The organism is Fontimonas sp. SYSU GA230001, assembly GCF_040066175.1.
Lineage (GTDB): Bacteria > Pseudomonadota > Gammaproteobacteria > Nevskiales > Nevskiaceae > Solimonas.
In genome coordinates this window covers 63,323-81,458 of record NZ_JBEAAM010000002.1, presented here as the reverse complement: position 1 = coordinate 81,458, position 18,136 = coordinate 63,323, and the positions used below count along the sequence as shown (strand labels likewise).

At 65.4% G+C, this 18,136-nt stretch carries 15 protein-coding genes and 1 tRNA gene; 3 read left to right on the top strand and 13 right to left on the bottom strand.

The genetic code is table 11. From position 1 onward, the window contains the following. Nucleotides 1–2 precede the first annotated feature (2 nt). Nucleotides 3–887 carry a metal-dependent hydrolase gene (locus AAG565_RS01500; protein ID WP_348817769.1) on the bottom strand — a complete coding sequence of 295 codons (885 nt, stop codon included), beginning with the start codon at nucleotides 885–887 and terminating at the stop codon, nucleotides 3–5. A 129-nt stretch (nucleotides 888–1,016) separates the two neighbouring features. On the opposite strand from AAG565_RS01500, the gene AAG565_RS01495 reads away from it, so the two are divergent. Beyond that, entirely contained in the window at nucleotides 1,017–1,745 is a 729-nt protein-coding gene (locus AAG565_RS01495; RefSeq protein ID WP_348817768.1) for a TetR family transcriptional regulator, read from the top strand. On the opposite strand, the gene rimO is transcribed toward AAG565_RS01495, so the two are convergent. Next, a complete protein-coding gene (gene rimO, locus AAG565_RS01490; RefSeq protein WP_348817767.1) occupies nucleotides 1,718–3,124 on the bottom strand; it encodes a 30S ribosomal protein S12 methylthiotransferase RimO in 1,407 nt (468 codons plus the stop codon). The genes AAG565_RS01495 and rimO overlap by 28 nt on opposite strands. Nucleotides 3,125–3,195: 71 nt before the next feature. On the opposite strand from rimO, the gene AAG565_RS01485 reads away from it, so the two are divergent. Beyond that, the gene (locus AAG565_RS01485) at nucleotides 3,196–3,531 is read left to right on the top strand and encodes an arsenosugar biosynthesis-associated peroxidase-like protein (protein WP_348817766.1); all 336 of its coding nucleotides are present in this window, start codon (nucleotides 3,196–3,198) and stop codon (nucleotides 3,529–3,531) included. Between the two features lie 2 nt (nucleotides 3,532–3,533). On the opposite strand, the gene AAG565_RS01480 is transcribed toward AAG565_RS01485, so the two are convergent. From AAG565_RS01480 to AAG565_RS01470, 3 genes are read right to left on the bottom strand one after another with little or no spacing between them, the layout of a single operon-like run. Continuing rightward, complete coding sequence (locus AAG565_RS01480) at nucleotides 3,534–4,100, bottom strand: ACP phosphodiesterase (RefSeq protein WP_348817765.1); 567 nt, start codon at nucleotides 4,098–4,100, stop codon at nucleotides 3,534–3,536. Then, nucleotides 4,097–5,086, bottom strand: coding sequence for an enoyl-CoA hydratase/isomerase family protein (locus tag AAG565_RS01475; protein WP_348817764.1), 990 nt, complete (start codon nucleotides 5,084–5,086; stop codon nucleotides 4,097–4,099). Before AAG565_RS01475 ends, AAG565_RS01480 begins: the two co-directional genes overlap by 4 nt. A gap of 17 nt (nucleotides 5,087–5,103) precedes the next feature. Next, the gene (locus AAG565_RS01470) at nucleotides 5,104–5,652 is read right to left on the bottom strand and encodes a nuclear transport factor 2 family protein (protein ID WP_348817763.1); all 549 of its coding nucleotides are present in this window, start codon (nucleotides 5,650–5,652) and stop codon (nucleotides 5,104–5,106) included. 222 nt (nucleotides 5,653–5,874) lie between these two features. Between AAG565_RS01470 and AAG565_RS01465 the strand changes: the two genes are divergently transcribed. Next, a tRNA-Phe gene (locus tag AAG565_RS01465) sits at nucleotides 5,875–5,950 on the top strand. Between the two features lie 151 nt (nucleotides 5,951–6,101). Here the strand turns inward: AAG565_RS01465 and AAG565_RS01460 are convergent. From AAG565_RS01460 to AAG565_RS01425, 8 genes are all read right to left on the bottom strand, one after another. Beyond that, nucleotides 6,102–6,578, bottom strand: a complete 477-nt coding sequence (locus AAG565_RS01460; RefSeq protein ID WP_348817825.1) for a hypothetical protein — start codon at nucleotides 6,576–6,578, stop codon at nucleotides 6,102–6,104. 123 nt (nucleotides 6,579–6,701) lie between these two features. Continuing rightward, entirely contained in the window at nucleotides 6,702–9,437 is a 2,736-nt protein-coding gene (locus AAG565_RS01455; protein ID WP_348817762.1) for a phospholipase D-like domain-containing anti-phage protein, read from the bottom strand. Between the two features lie 2 nt (nucleotides 9,438–9,439). Continuing rightward, a complete protein-coding gene (locus AAG565_RS01450; protein ID WP_348817761.1) occupies nucleotides 9,440–10,858 on the bottom strand; it encodes a hypothetical protein in 1,419 nt (472 codons plus the stop codon). Beyond that, the gene (locus tag AAG565_RS01445; RefSeq protein ID WP_348817760.1) at nucleotides 10,855–12,174 is read right to left on the bottom strand and encodes an ArsA-related P-loop ATPase; all 1,320 of its coding nucleotides are present in this window, start codon (nucleotides 12,172–12,174) and stop codon (nucleotides 10,855–10,857) included. The genes AAG565_RS01450 and AAG565_RS01445 overlap by 4 nt, the downstream gene beginning before the upstream one ends. Continuing rightward, nucleotides 12,171–12,587: an SAM-dependent methyltransferase gene (locus AAG565_RS01440; protein ID WP_348817759.1), complete on the bottom strand. Its 417-nt coding sequence runs from the start codon at nucleotides 12,585–12,587 to the stop codon at nucleotides 12,171–12,173. Before AAG565_RS01440 ends, AAG565_RS01445 begins: the two co-directional genes overlap by 4 nt. 7 nt (nucleotides 12,588–12,594) lie before the next feature. After that, a complete protein-coding gene (locus AAG565_RS01435) occupies nucleotides 12,595–15,600 on the bottom strand; it encodes an anti-phage-associated DUF1156 domain-containing protein (RefSeq protein WP_348817758.1) in 3,006 nt (1,001 codons plus the stop codon). Further along, nucleotides 15,597–17,510 carry an ATP-binding protein gene (locus AAG565_RS01430; protein ID WP_348817757.1) on the bottom strand — a complete coding sequence of 638 codons (1,914 nt, stop codon included), beginning with the start codon at nucleotides 17,508–17,510 and terminating at the stop codon, nucleotides 15,597–15,599. Before AAG565_RS01430 ends, AAG565_RS01435 begins: the two co-directional genes overlap by 4 nt. After that, on the bottom strand, nucleotides 17,507–18,136 hold the full coding sequence (locus AAG565_RS01425; protein WP_348817756.1) for an anti-phage-associated DUF3780 domain-containing protein: 630 nt from the start codon (nucleotides 18,134–18,136) through the stop codon (nucleotides 17,507–17,509). The genes AAG565_RS01430 and AAG565_RS01425 overlap by 4 nt, the downstream gene beginning before the upstream one ends.

Genomic DNA, 18,136 nt, shown 5'->3' with positions numbered 1-18,136 from the left:
GTTCAGGCGGCCTGCAGCTGGGCCTGTGCGGCAACGAACGCGTCGATCTGGGCGAGATACTGGCGGTTGTCGTGATCCCAGGGGTGGAAGTCGGGACGGAAGTAGTCCGCCCACGGCCGGACCAGACGGCGGATCAGGCCGACTTCGCCGAAGGCATAGCGCATGAACTTGCGCCAGCCGGCGAAGTCCGTGAGCTTGCCCTGCTCGCGCACCACTTCGAGGAACGTCGGCGTGATCAGCGCCCAGAAGATCGCGGTGGCCAGCAGCTGGCCGCTGGCGCGCTCGAAGTAGGCACGCGGTCCGCGGCCCATCACCGCCTCCCAGACGTCGTAGGCGACGGCCTTGTGCTCGGTTTCCTCCAGCGCGTGCCAGTACCAGACGGCGGCGAAGTGCGGTTCCTGCCCCTTGGTCAGCTGTTCGTTCTCCAGCACCTGCTGCGCCAGCAGCGCGGTGAAATGTTCCAGCGCGATGGTTGCCGACAGGCGCGCCGATTTCGGCGTGCGCTCCTTGAGGAGGTTCAGCAGGCCGGCGACCAGCCGCTCGAACTTCGGCGCCACCTTCGACACGGCGTAGAGCGCGTCGTTGTAGGCCTCGTGCTCGCGGCCGTGCATGGCCTCCTGGCCGATGAACGCGGTGACCGCTTTCTGCAGTTCAGGGTCCTTGATCAACTCGCGGTGCGCGCGCACGGCGTCGATGAAGAAGCGCTCGCCGACTGGCAGCACGATCGAGAAGGTATTGAGGAAGGCGGTGAACTGCGGCCCGCCGCTCATGTGCCAGTCGTTGATCCGGTCCGCCGGCAGTTTGAACTTGATGTCACGGCGAATCGGCATTACCGCTGACTTGGCCTTGCGGGCGGCGGTGGCACGGCTGCGGGTCTGCTGGGTCATCGAAGGGTCTCCTGGCCTCGCTGAGTGCGAGGTGTACACTTGTCTACATCCGCAAGGTAGACGAGCGTCTACAACGATGTCAACAAACGATGTAAGGATTGCATTGCATGAAACAAGCAACGCGCTGATATGAAAAAGAATTTGGAGGGATATTCGAAGCGCACCGGTGCGGCCGTTGCGCACCGCAGCGGCCGGCAGAAGCTGATGGAAGCCGCGCTGCAGCTGGCGGCCAGCACGCGCAGCCTGGCGTCACTGGGCCTGCGCGAGGTGGCGCGCCAGGCGGGTCTGAATCCCAACACCTTCTATCGCCACTTCCGCAGCTTCGACGATCTGGGACTCGCGGTGATCGACGATCTGGCCGGTGAGTTGCGCCAGGGCTTGAGGGAACGCCGGCGGCGCTCGGCGGTCAGCGCGGCGCTGGCGTCGCGGCCGGGCGACGCCGCGCAGGTGCTGCGCCAGGCCGAGCCGGTGGTCCGCGAGTCGGTTGCGCTGGTGCTGGACTTCGTGACCGAGCACCAGCAGGCCTACGTCGTCGGCATCCGTGAGCTGCACGGCACCTCGCCGGTGCTGCGCGACGCGCTGCGCCGCGTGTTCGACCAGCTGGCCGCCGACATGGCGGAGGACGTGCTTGAGATGATGCCGTTGCCGCAGATGGATCCGCAGTCCGTGCGCGAGATCGCCGCCGCGGTGATCCGGCAGATGGCGTTCTTCTCGATGGACTATCTGGAGCAGCCGTCGCAGCGCGAGGCGATCTGCGGCCAGGCCGAGCGCTTCATCCTGATGCTGCTCTGGGGCGCGCTGGCGACCGGCGTCGCGCAGCCGGGACGCGCTCAGGCCAGGGTCGCGAACAGATCGTAGTCGTCGGCATCGACGACCTTGACCTGGACCCGCTGCCCGGGCGCCAGGCGCAGCTTGCCGGCCTTGCCGAGTCCCTTCACGTAGACCTTGCCGTCGATCTCCGGCGCATCGGCCCAGGAGCGCGCCACGCTGGCGGCATCCTCGTGGAATTCGTCGATCAGCACTTCGAGGGTCTGGCCGATCTTGCGCTGCAGTTTCGCCGCACTGATCGCCGCCTGCTTCTGCATGAAGCGGTGGTAGCGCTCTTCCTTGATCTCGTCCGGCACGGCGCCGGGCAGCGCGTTGGCCGTGGCGCCTTCGACCGGCGAGTACTGGAAGCAGCCGACGCGATCGAGCTGCGCCGCATCCAGCCAGTCGAGCAGCAGCTCGAAGTCGGATTCGGTTTCGCCGGGGAAGCCGACGATGAAGGTCGAGCGCACGGTCAGGTCCGGGCAGATGCGGCGCCAGGTCTCCAGGCGCTTGAGCGTGTCCTCGGCGGCAGCCGGGCGCTTCATCGCCTTGAGCACGGACTTGGAGGCGTGCTGAAAGGGGATGTCGAGATAGGGCAGGATCCTGCCCTCGGCCATCAGCGGAATGATCTGATCGACGTTGGGATACGGATAGACGTAGTGCAGGCGCACCCACGATCCCAGTTCGCCCAGCCCTTTGCACAGATCGAGCAAGCGCGTCTCGTACTCGCGCTCGCGCCAGCGGCCCTTCGCGTACTTCAGGTCCGAGCCATAGGCCGAGGTGTCCTGCGAGATCACCAGCAGCTCCTGCACGCCGGCCTTCACCAGCTTCTCGGCCTCGGTCAGCACCTCGCCGACCGGACGCGAGCGCAAGCGCCCGCGCATCGACGGGATGATGCAGAAGCTGCACTTGTGGTTGCAGCCTTCGGAGATCTTCAGGTAGGCGTAGTGTTTCGGCGTCAGCTTGATGCCTTGCGGGGGCAGCAGATCCAGGAACGGATCGTGCGCCGGCGGCGCCGCCAGGTGCACGGCCTGCATCACGCTGGTGTAGTCCTGCGGGCCGCTGATCGACAGCAGGTCCGGGAACCGCTCGCGCACGACATGGCTCTTCGGGCCGGTGCCCAGGCAGCCGGTGACGATGACCTTGCCGTTCTCCGCCATCGCCTCGCCGATCGCGTCCAGTGATTCCTCGACCGCGGCGTCGATGAAACCGCAAGTGTTGACCACGACCACGTCGGCGGCGTCGTAGCTGGGCGCGGTGTCGTAGCCCTCGGCGCGCAGCTGCGTGAGGATGCGCTCGGAATCGACCAGCGCCTTGGGACAGCCCAGCGAGACGAAACCGACTTTGGGGACGACCCTGGGCGCCGATGCGACGGACTTCGATGCCTTCTTGGGCGCCTTGCGGCGGGCGGCGGTACGGGATGCGGCCATGGACGGGGGTGACGACGCGGGCACGCATTGTAAACGCTTGCTAGGCTCGCAGGCCCTTTCCGGAGTTCGACATGAGCCACTACTACGAATCGGAAGACCTGAAGAAGTTCGGCGAGATCGGTCGCCACGCCAAGGCGCTGGCCGACCAGTTTTTCCAGTACTACAACGCCGTCACCGGCCAGGACGGCGCGCTGAGCAAGCGCGAGAAGGCGCTGATCGCGCTGGCGGTCGCGCACTCGGAGAAATGCCCGTACTGCATCGACGCCTACACGACGGCCTGCCTGGAGAGCGGTTCCAACCCGGAGCAGATGGCCGAGGCGGTGCATGTCGCAGCGGTGATGAAGGCCGGCATCACGCTGGTGCACTCGGTGCAGATGAACAACCACCTCGACAGGCTGGTGCTGTAGGTTCAGTGCATCAGCCTCAGCAGATCCTGCAGCAGCGCGCCGAGCTGCGGCTGCAGGCGCTGTGCGTGATGCGGCCAGTCGGCGGCGGCCTGCAGCAGCCGATCGGGTGCGCGCACGCGGCCGGCGATGCGCTGCAGCGCCAGACGCATGCCGTCCGCCTCCCCATAGGACTCCAGGAGCGCGGCGAAGCCGTCCGCGTCCGGTGGCCGCCCGCCGCCGCGTTCGAACCATCCTCCCGCAGCCGCGACCGCAGTCGCCGCGCGCTGGCAGAACTCCGCGAACGGTTCCTCGGCGTGGAGGGTCCAGTCGCGGCTCAGAACATGGTCGCAGGCGAGGTCGAGCACGATGCCGGCATAACGCCGCTCGCCCGGCGCGAAGCGGCTGCGCGCCGCCGCGATCAGCGGATGGCGGTCGGTGGCGGCGTCGATGCGCCGGTGCAGGCGGATGCCGTGCGCGATGTCGTCCGGGTACATCGACAGATCGGTGCCGCGTATCACGTCGCCGAGAATCGCGCCGGCCAGCGAGGTGCGGCTGCGATCGGCGAGCCACAGGTGGGCGAGGAAGTTCACGCGTCCAGCGCGTCCACCAGGCCCCAGTCCAGCGCCGTCGGCGCATCGACGCGCGCGCCGCTCAGCACCATCCAGGCGGTGCGCTGGCGGCCGATGCGGCGCGCGATGCCGACGCAGCCGCCGGCACCCGGAATCAGGCCGAACTGCAGCTCCGGCAGCTGGAACCACGCGGTGCGCCGCGCGACGATGCGCGACGCGAAGGCCGGAAACTCGATGCCCGAGCCGACGCAGGCGCCGTGCACGTGCACCTCGGCGCGCTCGGCGACCGCCGCCAGCGCGCGTCCCGGCAGCGCCAGCGTGCGCACGATGTGCGCGGTCGCCGGATCGGGCGCGCTGCCGAACTCGGTCAGGTCGCCGCCGGTGGAAAAGCACTTGCCGCGCCCGCGGATCGAAACCCGGCGCACGCCGTCATCGGCGGCGGCGAGATGCAGCGCCTCGACCAGCGCGTCGCGCATCTCGACGGTCATGCCATTGCGGTTCGACGGCCGATTCAGTTCCAGCGCGAGCGCGTCACCGTCGCGCGTGACGACGACGGCCGGCCCCGCGTCGCGGTGGGCCGCCGGCGCCGGTGCGCGATTCAGGCTCAGCCATTCGCGGTACTCCGGCCCTTCCTGCAGCGTGGAGTAGGCGAGCGATTCGGCGATCAGCGCGGATTCGACGTCGAGGCGCTCGGTGACGCGCAGCAGGCGCACCAGCACGGCGGCGGCGATCGGCGTGCGCGCCACGCGCTCGGCCAGCCGCTGCGCCTCGTCCACCGTCGCGGCCAGCACGTCGCAGCTGTCGCCGACTTCGCTACGTTTGCCGACGCCAATCACCGGCACCGGCCGGCCGTGCAGCCAGCGCGCGGCCGGGGCGGGGTGGTCGATGTCGCCGTCCAGTGAAACCAGCAGGCAGGCGGCCGGTCCGAGCGGCGACAGGTCCGGCGCGGACGCCGGGAAGGCCGCCCAGCGGCAAACGTCTTCGAGCGTGGCGTGGATGCCGTTCACCACCGCACTCTAGCCAATCAGCGCGCGCCGAACTTGAACAGCGAGAAGAAGCCGTAGGACGGATCGTCCGGTCCCGGTCTGCCGATGTAGGCGCCGGCGAGGAATGGATGGTCCAGCTTCACCGCCGACGGATGGGCGGGATAGGCCCAGTCGGCGACGATCGCGCGGTGGCTGAATTTCCACACGCCGGCGCGCTTCTCGTACTTGTCGAAGTAGCGGCCGCCGATCAGCACGTCGTAACCGGCGCCGCCGTCCTTCACCTTGTGGAACGCGAGGATATAGACCTCGCCCTCGGCGCGGTCGCCGTCGAGCCTGAGGTTCACCGTCGTGACGTTGTGGTGGAGGATGTCCATGTTGGCCTGGATCGCCGGCAGCTTGTCGATGAACTCCATCGCCGGCCCCTTGGCGAAATGGCCGTGATCGTCGATCGCATCCTCGTGGTAGAGCGCGCGCATCTTGGCGTGATCGTGGCGGTCCGCGGCATTGGCGTAGGCCATGATCAGCTCGTGGATCGCCTGCTTGTCGAGCAGTTCGTCGAGCTGCTGCTCGCGCGTCTTCGTCGTCATCGCTGCTCCTGTCCGGGCTTGGCAGAGCGTGATTGTGCCGCGCGATCGGCGAGCGCGACCTCGTCCACATGCGAGAGCCCACGCCGGATGCGCCGCTCCAGTCCGGCGCGGCGTCCGCACACGGCTGAGCGACCACGGGTTATTCCTTGACTTGGCCCCTCCTCGCCGCTTTAATACCGCGCTCGCCCGCCCGGCCCTCCCGCGCCGGGCCCTCCCAAGCATGGCCAGGTAGCTCAGTTGGTAGAGCAGGGGACTGAAAATCCCCGTGTCGGCGGTTCGATTCCGTCCCTGGCCACCACCATTCAACGCCCAACCTTCTCCCGTTGGGCGTTTTCATTTCTACCTTCCGCGACACCACGCGGGGTCCAGCACCGTTCTGCGTGTGCCACGCCGTGGCCACCCGGTGTCCTGAAGTCGCCCAGTTGGACTCTCTTTCGCTCTCCGTTCTCTCAAAACCTGCGCCAACTTCTTCGCCGGAGCACACGCAGGCGGCCTTGTGTGTCAACGATTTGTACGTGCGTCACGGCCATCGGTTGTCCATCGTGCTTGGATGGCCAGAGCATCAGGCCGACGCAAGGCTCGACGCCGCCGTGCGCAGGGCATGGCGTACAAGCCCGAGCGCTGCTGCGTGACCACGAGGGCGCGGTAGGCGAACCCTGGTCCTTGAGCTGCGCGTGGAGCTTGAGCGCCGTGCGTCGCTCGCGACGCGGCCGCCGGGCGTCGGCTTCCAGCGCCTGACGCAGCCACGTCTCGTGATCGGTGATCTTCTTGGGTCCGGCGGACCGCCGGTACTTCATTTCGCCGCGGACCGGCTCCCGCAGCCACGCCTTGATCGTGTTTCTCGACAGGCTCGTCCGGCGTGCGATCTCGCTGATCGACAGGCCGTCCCGCAACAGCATCCTTCTGACTTTCGCGTATGTCGCCATGGTGTGCACCTCGTCTCCCTGCTGGGCCGTAAACCACGCAGGCTAGGTCGGAACACCCTGGTCAATTTTCAGCGAGCAGAACCTCAAAATCCTGGTCAGTTTTCAACGGGCGGCAACACCCCATCAGCTCCAGGCGGAGCGCAACAACACAGAGAAATCGCGTCTCGACAACACCTCCGTGCAGTCGCGCCAGTCTTTGTCCGGGGGCGTCATCGTTGCCGTGTAACGCAGGTCAAATCCTGTCGCCGTCTTCTGGGCGTTGATGTACTCGTCCAACTTCTCGCCGAGGGACTCGATGTCTTCGATCCACTCGTCTTTGATGGTGTCGGGGAGCGAGCCGAACAGGTCGTAGCGGTTTCGCATGCGCTCGGAAAGCCGCTCGTAGATGGTCTCGTCCACCGTCTGCTCGAACACCAGGTTGAGCATATCGACGGTCTCGCGCTTCTGGCCGAAGCGCTTGATCCGCCCGATGCGCTGCTCCAGCCGTGTCGGGTTCCAGGGCAGATCCACGTTGATCAGCGTACCGAGGGTCTGCAGGTTGAGTCCTTCGCATGCGGCATCCGTGGCCACCATGAGCCGTATCTGGTGCTCGGCCACCATCCGCTTCAGGGTCTCGCGCTCCACCGCGACGCTGTCACCTCGCTGATACAGGCGGCTGCGGCCCGCGCCGGCATAGAGGCCGATGGCCTCTTCTGGATACCGGGCGGCCAGCGCATCCGCCAGCCATTTCGCGGTGTCGTAGTACTGGCTGAAGATGATCACGCCGAGATCCAGCCACTTCTCCTTGTCCAGAAAGTGGATCACGGCCTGCATCTTTGGGTCGCTACTCAGTCGCTGTAGGCGGTCGATCAGGCGTTCGAGAACCTCGCGTTCCTCGCGGGTTTCTACGGTCAGGTCGGCCTCGAACTCGTCCCCTTCCTCATGGACGCTCTCCCCGTGCAACAGCCTGCGGGCGGTCGCGAGTCCCGCCTGGATGCTGGAACAAATGCGCTGCTCCATCAGGTTCTTCATGAAACCGCTGCCTTTGCCTCGCTTGGCAAGCGCCTTGCCGAAGGCGCGTGCTTGGCTGTAGGCCTCGCGGAAATCTTCCGAAGTCCGCAGCGCCGTGCCCTCGAACAGAGCATCAAAAAGCCGCGGCTCGGTCACCTTGGGGCGATTCGGATGAACCTCCACCCCAACGCGGGTGAGCAGGCCGGCATCTTCGAGCTGCTGCCGCTTGCGCAGCACGACGTGCCGGACCAAAGGGTTTTCGCGTTGGAAAAACGTCGCACCGGCGATGCGCCGCTCCAACTCCTCCTCCAGAATCTCGCGTGTCTCTTCGGCAAGGTCGGCGAGCGGGCGATTCGATTGCCATTCCCCGTTCGTCAGCACCAAGTCCTGCCGGATAGCCGAGAACAGCCTTCGGGCTCGTGGCTCGCTGGTGGACTCCACGCGCGGCAGCGGCGAGCGCAACAGCTCCCAAGCGTGGCCTAGGTCCAGCACGTCTTGCCGACCTGCCAGGATGTCCAACACGTCGTCGGGCCGATGCCAGGCCGCCCAGTCATGCCCCAAGACGAAGTGCCCTCGGCCTTGGTGCAAGATGCCCAGCAGGTCCCAGAGATCCCTAGGATCGGTTTGGATGGGCGTCGCGGTGCCGAGCAGCACGTGGTCGGAACGGGCAGCGATTTCACGCATGAACGCCAACAATTCGTTCGGCGATCCGGCGTCACGGCCTATGCCCTGCCGCGTGCGTGCTTTGTGGGCTTCGTCCAGGATGACGATGCCGAACCGCAAGCCCAACAGATGCTGCTTCTCCAAGGAGTCGCGCATCATGAGGCCTGTGGAGACGATGCCGATGCGCAAGGGACAACGCGCGATCTGCTCGCGGCCCGCTGGCGAGATGGCGCGCTCGTCCGCATCCAGCCACACCTTGCGCACAGTGTCCCACCGCGCGGCTGGAATACCCAGCTTGTCGAGCATCTCGGTCTGCCACTGCTCGGTGAGCGTCGCCGGCGCGAAGATCGCCACGGGACGACGTGGCCCGTTTTCCTTATCCATCAGCAGGCACAGCGTCAGCGCGGCGGTAACGAGCGACAGCGTTTTGCCCAGCCCTACCTCATCGGCCAGCAGCAGCCTCACTACGCCGTAGAGGCGATAGTGGCGCAAACACTCGGTCAAGAATCCTTGCTGCCAAGGCTGCAGCTGCTGGCCCTCGCGGTACAGCGGGGACTCGATCAGCGCGGCCGGCGCAAGGTTTTCGTCCTCATCGATCTCGTCGAAGACCACTTCGCGGCGATAGCCACGGCGATGCACTTCCCGGATGACCGCCTGGGGCAGCGGCTTGGCGGCGTTCCAAAGGAAGTCGAACTCCGCCTCGATCCAGGCCACCCCCTCGGGGGACTCGTCCTCCCACAGGATCTCGTAGTGTCGCTGCCAGCCGCTTCGGGTCTCGTTCATCGAGCCGATGAAACCAAGCCTGCGGCCATCGGCCAGCGTGATCACCCCCGCCTTGCCGTGCACGAAACCGCAGATGTCGTCAGGCGCCACGCGCACGGCCTGGCCGTGCCGCTTGAGGAAGGCGTCCAAGCGGCGGTAACGGTCGCGGTTGAGCAGCGCCTCGGCCTCCAGCGCGCGCTCATTCCAGCGGCCCAGCATCTTGCTCTCGCGCAGCTGGGCCACCTTGAGGTCATCCGGGTGGATATCGACGTTGCAAACGATCTTGACTTCAGGGATGCCGTCCAGCGCCTCGCCGGCCACCTCGAACAGGGAGCTGGTGAAGTAGCCGGCAATGCGTTTGTAGCTCCTCGCGCCCTTGAGATGCTGGAGCAAGAAGCTCGCATCGAGCCGATGGGTGCGGGAGGAGAAGCGCCGGATGCTCACGGTCAGACTGACTTGCGGGGTTTCACGCCGCCCTTGCGACCCAATCCGAAGCCGACCCGGTACAAATCGGGCATATCGATACGACCGTCTTTCTTGGTCTCGATCAGGCCCAAACGCTCGAGATCTTCGCGTAGTCCATCCCAACCACGCGCTGCATGCTGTGCTGGCAGGCGATCCGAGGGAATGCCCTGCGGGCCATCAGGAAATCGGGTTTGCCAGCGGGATTCGATGGCATCGAATTCGCAAGGCACATTCAAACCTCGCAATTCGGAAAGTATGACAGGAACCCAGGGGTAATCCTCGGCCATCTCCTGAACACGAATCTCGGAGGCCTTCTGGATGCCGCGCTTGATGCTCTCGTAATGCAGCGCGAATTCATGCTGGCTGTAGCGCTCTGCAGAATCTTCCGTAGCCTGGTGGATCGCGGCAAGGAACGACCGCGGCGACGTTCGACCCTGCCCATCGGCCAGGTGGCTGACAGACCAGGTGTAGGGCACACCGCGTCGCCTGTCTCGCCCCATCCAGGGTCCAGCCAGCTTTTCGAAGGCCTGGCGCTGAACTTCAGTTTCGGCCTTCATTTCTTCAGCAACCCGCCAAGTGCTGGCCTGAAGCGTACACGGGCAAATCGTGCGCATCAGCTTGCCATGCAGCCCTGCCGCATTGATCAGGCGCTGCCACAGCAGCCCATGCAGATCATGGCGTGCCCAGGTCAGCTCGGCTTTGGTGGCCGTCAGTTTCGAGGCATCGGGAAAATTGAACACCGTGCGTTCGGCCTGGTCTTCGCGCAGAAACACCTTGGCGTACAGCCCCGGGAATGCCTTCAACCAAAGTACGGCTCGCAGCAAGCCGCGCACGATATCGTCCATGCGCTGCCAGACATTGCTGGTGCGATCCAGCGCATCGAAAAGAATCAGCCCGCGCCAGTCCCGCGGCGCCTGCATCAGGCGCGCCGCATCCTCGGGGTGAGACTTCAGCCACTGAACTGTTGCAGGCCAATCTTGGGCCGGAATGGCTTGCCCCGACTGAGCCGCTACCCAGCGCAGGATGACAGCTCGCCACATGTCGTAAGGATCGCCACCTTGATGCAGAAAGTTGGAAAAGACATCGGCGTTGGGGTAGCGGCTGACGTCTTCAGTATTGGAAAAACCAAGCTGAACGGATACCCCATTGAGGTCGGCGGCGATACCGCCCAACAGCCCACGCAAGTCATTGGATTGCAGAACCGCCGTCCAGAAAGACTTGCCGACGCCGCGTCCCCCCACGACGACATGCGCATCCAGGCGCAACGCCTTGAGATGCGAAGGCGGCAGGTACAGCATTCCTGCGTCTGGCGTCTCGCCAAAATTGCTGGTTTCCAGCGGCGCGGCGAGGATGGCCTCGCGCAACGCCCGTGCATCGGGGATTGTGGATTCGCTGCTCAAAACGTGCCTCCGTCGATCACCTTCGGGTAACCCTCAGCCCAGCCCAGCGAGCGCAGGGTTCGCCCGATCAGGTCGCCGAACACATGGCGAACCTCTTCGTCATCGATCTGAGCGAGCCGCCCGTGCAACGTGCGCAAGGCGGCAAACCCACGGTGCCAGCGTACCGACCAAGGCTGGTGCGGCGCGATTTCACTCGCCAGATCGAAACTCCATCCTTCGTCATCAGTGGCAGAGACCTCGTCGTAGAGCGTTTCCAAAAAAAGGTCGTAGGCATGCTCACGCAAATCGGCCAGATAGGCAGTCGGATCAAGCTCTGGCACCAAGGCGGCGACGGTTTGCAAACGCTCCCGGATTTGCGTGGCCACACTAGAGCGTAGCCAGTGCTTGAACAGGATCTCGTAGCCGTTCCAGGTCTGGCTACCGTCGAGTGCAAAGAGCAGAATCAAGTTTGCACCGAGGTCGGTCACGCAGCTCGATGCCACCTCGTCGATGCCCGCGCGCGAATCGATCAGGACGATATCGGGCTGGATGCGCGCCTCTAACCTCTGCAGCAGCCTCTGCAGGCGCATCGACCATGATTCGCGCCTCCCGTCGCTGTGAACCTTTGGCATCCAGACCCGACCGAGCTTGGCGATGTATTCCCCAGGATCGGCGCCATGCGCGGGCACTGCATAAATTTGGCCGTCCCTCGACAGATCGCTCGTCGCGATCATGGCTTCGAGGAGGGCGTCGCCCTGGTCGATCAAATCCTCCACCAGCCAGTCGGTGATGCCGTACAGGGGCTGCCGTTCAGGCGGCAGCAAACTGGACGACAGCCCCGGCGACTCCAGGTCGAGATCGAGCACCAGCACGCGCTTGCCGAGCTGGGCCAGTTTCCAGGCGCAGGCCGCAAGCGCCGTCGAGCGACCGACACCGCCCTTGATCGAGAAAAACACGACACGCGGCGCGCCTTGTGTCTCTGGGGCGATCTGCGCCCAGTTGCCCTCTGTCGCCAGCCGGTCGGCGATCCAGACCTTGTCGAACGCTTCCAGCGGGAACCGGGCTCCGCCAGCGCATGCGTCATCGACATTCGCCTCGAACAAAATGCCCGTTGCGACCGGGTAGGCATGCGCGGCAATCCGTTCAGTCAGCGCCTGATAGAGCGCCTCGATCTTTGCCCGCAACGCGTCGTTCGCCTCGATGCTCTCCGGAACGATGAAGCGCACGCGGCCGTTGAGGTCGCGGTTGATCACGAGCCAATCCAGTTGCGCAACAAGATCAGCTTCAGCAGTCAGCACCTCGGCGGCAGCCGGCAGGATTTTGTCAAACGTCGTCATATCAGCCCTTCCTTTCGTGCCCGCTTCACCAGTTCACGGATGGCTTGGGCTCCCGACTGATGTGCTTGCGCCCGCGGTTGATCGAAATGGCGTTGATGCGCGTAGCGCTGCGAAACATGCCAATCATCGAACGGGTTTGTGGGCGGCAGGACATAGACCGCGCCTTGGTGATGGCCACAGCGATAGCTCTCGAAGCGCGTCCAGATGCCGTCGGCGTGTTGTCGATCAGACGCATTGGCAGGCCAATTCTTGGCGGCATCGAACGGCATCCCAAAGGCCAGCATCAGGCGCTTGAGCCCGCACTCGGCCGCCATGCCGTAAAGATGATCCGCATTCGCCCAGCGCTGCGCCTGGAAGAGCCGCTCGGCATCGTCCCAATGGCGTTCATATGCGTCCAGAAAATCCGCCTGCATGCTTCTCTTACTCCCCAAACCGCAGATTCTTGAGCCGCGCCCCCAGCACCTCGGCGGCGCTGCGCACATTCGATTCCGGCAGCTTGCGCTCGAGAAAGGCGAGCATGTCCATGAGAAGCGGCCGCGCCTCCAGGAAATCAGCCATCTCGGCTTTGATCTGCTCGACGATGACCTGCGGCTCGGTGTCCTTGAGCATCTGCTGCAAGGCAATGATGAGACGGCCCAGCCGGGTTGGACCGAGTTCGGTGGCGTCGGTGAGATCGCGCGAGGTGAAGTCGCTGATGCGCTTGAGCCGCGCATGGTTGGGGCGCATGTCGCCCATCACGCGGGCATAGTCGGCCACGCGGAAGGCCTTGGCGAAGTTCTGGTAGTTGTCGAGCTTGGTGACGCCCGCCGTCTCCATGTCCCACATGCGCAGCAGGAAGCGCTCGATGCCGGCGAGCCTCGCCCAGGTGTCCGCCGCCAGCCCCTCGGGCACGAGGAGGCTCGAGGCCGTCTCCGCGGCCTGCTGGACGATCTCGTCGACGACGGTGACCTCGCCGCGTGTGCGCGGGCGCAGGGCGAAGCTGGTGACATCCTCGCCGCCGATGTGGGTGTAGGCCGTCAGCACCTTGAGCGCCGCGGCAAAGCCCGCCATCTGCAGGTCGGCATCAGACCACACCGGCTCGCCGTGATGCGCGGCCACCTGCTCATTGAGGTGCATCATGGTCTCGATCTGCCGCGCCACCTCCTGCCGCACCGCGGGGAGGATGCGCTGCTTGAAGCCCGGCCGCTCGCCAATGGGGCGTTTCTTGAGCATCAGGATCACCGTGCCCTGCACGTAGCCGCCCTTCTTGAGCTCGGAGGTCGTTTCGGTCGCGATGTACCAGGCGGCCACCACCTGCAAGCCCCCCGCCCAGAAGATGCCGATGAGGTCGCTCCACACCCCCGTGTCCTGGTGGGTGAACATCACGCATTGCAAGCCGTTGTCCGGCATGTGCTCGGCCATTGCCCGGTAGGCGGCGACCATGCCGCGGCGGAAGTCCTCGCCCGCGCCCTTGATGGCGAGCGCCCGGCGCGAATCCCACACCCATTCGTCGAAAGGCTTGGGCGGGTTCTTCCGGAGCCAGGCGATGAAGAACTCGGTGATCTCGTGGTAATTGACCGCGTCGGCGTAGGGGGGGTCGGTGATCCAGAATTCGCAGCGCTGCTGGGGTTGGTCGGCTGTTTCCGTGACAACAATGCTACGGATGTGAGAAAGGTCACCGAATCGTGCCGATCCAAGACCCCATTGCGCCAGCAAAAAGTAGGCTGATCGAGTTCCGTAGTTCCAGAATGTGTCAAAGGCTTGGTTGTAAAAGAGGTTCTCTGGCTTTTCCCACCCTGTATGCCAATGGCAACCCTTGTTGCTCCAGTCTGTGGCTTTGGTGAAGTACAGGGTCATCGCGGCTGACGAGGCGTGAGTCAGACAATTGCTTCGCAAGCCCCCCAGGAAAATTAACTGCCTTGCATTGAACAAATGATGCCAATGCGTCCAGCCGCGCTCGCGGATTGGCTGCTCCGTGTTGTAGCCTGGCTCGATGGCCATGTCGGGCACGAGCCCCTCGGCCTGCCAGCGCGCGAGGTTTCCGGCGACGAGGGCCTCCACCTTGCGTTCGCGTTCGAGGTCGGCCTCGGTCGGGGCGGCGAAGAAGGTCTCCTGCCGGGAGGCCGCTAGCGTCTCCTTTTTGATCCACTGGATGCAGTAGAGCCGCTCCTGAAAGATGTCACCTTCGCGCGGCTTGAAGTCGCTCTTTTCCCAGCGGCGCAGGCGGTTGCCCGTCGTGCCGTCGGGCAGCCGGTAGTCGCCGCGCAGGGTCTTGATCGGCGTGCGGTAGGTCTTGCCGTCGAGCTGATAGACCAGGTCGCCATCCTGCACCGTGCCGCGTTCGGCGGCCTTGAGTTCCGCCGCTGACACGCCGCTCAAAATCTCGATGGCGAAGCGCTCGTGGGCGTGATCGGGCACGAGACGCGCGATCACGTTGCGCGTCCTGGAGATGACCCAGGAAGGCGCCATCGGCACCCTCCAGCCGGTCTCGGGGCAGCGGGTCTCGAGGCAATAGAGATAGGCCTTGGCGCGGTTGCCGGCTTCGTCGTGCTCGATGCCCAACCGCGTGATCTCGGCATCGACCGCCGCCGCGACCTCGCGCTGCGCCCGTTCGATCGCCGCGCGGCGATCAGGAGAAGCGCCGATGATGTTCAAGGCGCCCCAGGTGAGCATGCAGGCCACAGGGTTGAGGTCGGAGGCATAGACATCGCATCCCAGCCGCGCTGCTTCAAAAGGAATCGAGCCGCCACCGCAGAAGCTGTCGCCCACGCGCGGGCGATGGCCAAAGCGCAGGATGCCGAGCTGCTCGATGAGCTCCGGGAAGGCATGCGCATCGATGCCAAGGTGCGCGTAGTGGCGGTTGACCACCGGCCACACCGGCGCATAGAGCCAGTCCTGATCGACCTCTTCCGGGCGCTTGGCGCGGCTGGCCTTCTCCTCGTAGCTGCCGAGGGCGGCAACGGCGAGGCGATAGAGGGTCAGTCTGTCGTCTTCGCTCACATCGCGCCGCCAGCGAGGTTTGCCCTCACCCCTGGCCCCTCTCCCCGAGGGAGAGGGGAAGGTGAAGTAACGCTCGGGGTCGTCGATCTGCACGCGCTCCAGGATCTCTGCGGGCGAGAAGGCATTGGCGGCGAAGAGCCGCCGTGCCAGCCCCTCGTCGTCGAAGGCCATCAGCTTTTCGAAGACCGCGAGATCCGCTTCCGCGTCGTCCGTGGGCGGCAAGAGGCTGCCCAAGACGATGGCGCGCACCAGGATCAAGGGCTTCCTGCCCTTCCAGTAGGAACCGAGTCCCGTCAAGGTCTGCCCGAGGTTGGCTTTCCGTTCCTTCTGCGCCTCGAAGGAGACCTTCTGGGCCGGGAAGACGGTCTCGATCAGGGCCGGGGCATCCTTGAGGGCAAGCGGGACGAGGGTGGGACTGGTTTCAGTGAGCATGGTGCTGGATTTCATTCTGGATCGACCGTGCGGTAGGCCTGCGCGGGGTCGTTGCGGTCGGGGCGGGTCATCGTGATGCGACCCGCTTCGATGAGCGGCTGGAGGTATTTCTGCCTGACGTATTCGGGGTTGCGGCCGAGCAGCAGGCCCAGCGCCTCGGCCCGCCAGGGGCGCAGGCGCAGCAGATCCAGCACGACCGCCTGCACGGCAGACGGAGCACCGCGCTTGCCCAGGGCGCCGACGCGGGCGGCGAGATCTCCGGGAAGCTCCGCCAAAAGCGCCCGCCGGGCCTCGGCTTGGCTGTTATCTAGGGAGTTCTGCGCATCCGACTCCCTAGACAAGGGCTCGAGCTCCCTGGATTGGTGGTCCCACTCCCTAGGCAAGGCCACCTCTCCATCCTGCCCGGCCTCGAGCGCCCCCGTCTCCGGCCGGTACTCGCCCAGCATCAGGTCGGTGGGGCGATACCAGGTGGCCGAGCCCCGCCCTTGTTGGTCGAGCAGGCCGGCATCGCGCAGCCGCCGCAGCGCCTGGCTCGCCGTCAGCGTATCGACGTGGTTGATTTCGCGGTAGGTGGCGTTGTCGAGGACGCCCACTTCGCGCGCCACGACCAGGGCGCGCGCATCGGCCTCGGACAGGTGCAGCGTCTTGAAGCGAGCCAGCCAGGCGAGATCTGCCGGACCCAGGAAGTGATGGAAGAACAGCCGCAACACGAACTGATCCTGCCCGCGGTCGGATTCGATCAGGGGTGGGGCAAGCCCCGCGCGCTCGCACATCTCGCGCATGACGCGCACGCCGCTGCCTTTGGTCTCGGCCAGTCCCGCGTCATAGAGCGCAGCGGCGATGCGCGGGTTGCGCGGCACCGAACCGGGTTCGCCCAGATGCTCGGGCGACTTCAACGAAAACCCCGGGTTGCGGATTTCCAGCCGGTTACTGTAACGGACGATCTGCACCGGCGCATGGGCGCGATAGCTGCGGTGCATCAGCGCATTGACCACCGCCTCGCGGATGACGCGGGCGGGCATCACGGGCAGCTCCTGGCGCTGCACCTCGCCTTCGGCCAGACCGAAAGCCTTGGGCAGGTCGTCGAGAATCGCGGCCTGGACGCGGCGAACGAGTCGCAGCAGCGGGTCTCGCAGCTCGATCGTCTCGAAGCGGCGTTCGGGATCGGGCATCCACTCCCGGCCGGGAACACGGATGTAGTCCACGCGCGTCATGGGGAAGAGGCGCCGCAGCGCAGAAGGTTTACCGAAAAGGATGACGCCAGCTACCGTCGGCCGCCAAGCGCCCCGACCGTCGCGACGTAGGGCGCCGAGCGCCTGCAGGAGCTCTTCATCGCTCCAGTCGAGTTCCTCCGCGTGTGGGCTGATCTGCCGCCGCGCGTTGCGGTATTCGGCAATGGCTTCGGGGGAGAAGTCTTCGAAGCCGGCGTCCGGAATGATGCTGCTGTCGAAGCCTTCGTGCTGCCGGCCAGCGTAAAACACGACGAGATCGTCCTCGGTGCAACGCTGATCGGTGCTGCCGACGCGCCGGAAGGCGCCCTTGGGAAGGCCTTGCGCCTTGAAATAGATGGGCTTGTCCGCCGGCTGCGCTTCGGGCACGAAGACCACCAGCACCGGCTTGCCGGCCAGTTCTTCGCTGCGAACTTCGGCCCGCACAGCAAGATTGAAGACCGTGGCCAGTTGGGAGGCCAGGTCGGCGGCCAACTTGTCCGGCTGTTCGATGCCGGTGACGCAATAGCTCGGGAACAGCGCTGACTCGTCGCGGCTCACGCCCAGGAGCAGCCACCCGCCGCCTAGTCCCGGTTCGTTGGCATAAGCACAGACCGTCTCCAACACGGATTTGCCGATTTCGCTGGCACTTTTCGCCTCGATCCGTTCGGTTTCGTCGAGCAGCTGGAGGCGTTCGAACAGTTCCTTGGCGGTCATTCGACATCGTCCCCGAACAGATCCAGCGTCGGCCGGGTGTCATCGCGGCCGTTGCGGCCGCGACGGGCGCGGGTGCCCAGCAACTCGCTCTGCGCGACGTCACCCAAGGCGTGGGCAAGCGCGGCACGCCACCCCTTGCCGGCGTCCATAATGCCGCCAGTCGCCATGGCGGTCATGCCGAACAGCCACCAACGTTCTTCGGGTCGAAGGGCCAGCCAGTTCCTCACGGCAACGGGGATCTTGGCTGTCTCCATCTGCTCGATGGCCCAGGCCAGGACGCAGAGTTCCTTGCCGAGCAGGCGATCCACGGGGTTCTCCCCGACCTTCCATGCACTGGGCTTCAAGCCATGCGCGATGAGGCGGGCGTTGAACGCCCGCTGCACCTCGGCGCGGATGGCCGTCCAGCGCGGCCTGTCGAGTAAGACACGATCAATCACCGCAGTGTCGCTCGATGCCGATTGCAGTCCAAGGTATTCGCTGATCTGCACCTTGCCCGTGCTGCTCCTGGGAATGACGACCTTGAAGTGATGCGGGTCCGAGGTCGCGGGCACCCCGAAGCCCAGCGTATGCTGGGTTTGCGCGCGCCCTGCGGGCGCTTGGGTCGCGCGGCGCAAGGCTTGCGGCAT